Origin of the sequence: Cellulomonas biazotea (assembly GCF_004306155.1) — a bacterium.
Taxonomy (GTDB): Bacteria; Actinomycetota; Actinomycetes; order Actinomycetales; family Cellulomonadaceae; genus Cellulomonas; species Cellulomonas biazotea.
On the sequence record NZ_BIMR01000436.1, the window covers coordinates 1 to 957 of the forward strand.

The 957-nt window shown below is 78.5% G+C and carries 1 pseudogene; it reads right to left on the minus strand.

What is annotated here, in order from left to right:
* Positions 1-641: pseudogene (locus CBZ_RS19885) on the minus strand (hypothetical protein); the annotation flags it as partial.
* Positions 642-957 lie beyond the last annotated feature (316 nt).

The following is a 957-nucleotide window of genomic DNA, read 5'->3' on the forward strand; positions in this document are numbered from 1 at the left end:
GCGCCGGTCGTCTCGCCACCGTCGGCGGCGCCTGCCTCGTCGGCCGCGGTGCCGGCGGACGTGACGACCTCGGGCGCCGGGACGCCGAGGGCCGCGGCGAGCCGTGTCGCCAGCTCGCCGCGCGCGGTGCCGACGGAGCCGACGAGGCGGGCGAGGGGACCGTCGGTGACGGCGTCGGCGTCGTCGAGCGCGCGACCCGCGTCGGTGGCCAGGTCGGCGAGCACCTGCCCCACCTCCACCGGCGCGGGGTCCACGGAGGTGGCGGTCGGCGAGGCGGAGGGCGTCGGGTCGGGCAGTCCGGAGTCGTACACCCCGCCGAGCTGCTGCGCGTGCTGCTCGCCGAACGCGACGACGTCGGCGAGCACGGCCGCGACGGGTTCGGCCGCCCCCGCGTCGAGGAGGGCACGGGCGTCGGCGGCGAGCGCGAGGGCGTCGTCGACGGTCCGGCCGCGGACCTGCTCGACGGCGTCGGGCGACGGCTCGACGGGTGGCGGGGTCTCGAGGCGCACGCCGCACCCGGCGAGCGCGACGACGAGCGTGACCAGTCCTGCGGCGAGCGCCGCGACGCGACGCGGACGTCCGGCGGGGCTGGTCCGGTCGGCGCTGGTCCGGTCGGCGGGGGGTCGGGTCGGTGCGCTCATCGCCGGTGATCCTCCCACGCGTGGCGTCCGCGGCCGGTGCGCGACCGGCACGCGACCGGTGCGCGACCGGCACGCGACCGGCACGCGACCGGCACTGCCGTGCGGACTCGTTAGGCTGGTCCCACAACATCACAGGGTCGAGCCGCGTGCCGGTGACCCGTCGGAGCCGACAGGAGGCCCTCCATGGTCGCGCCAGCACCCGCGCAGCGGGTCCGGCAGGTCGTCGAACCCGCGGTGGCCGAGGTCGGGCTCCTGCTGGAGGACGTCGAGGTGGCGCGCGCCGGCTCCCGGTCGGTGGTCCGCGTGTTCGTGGACG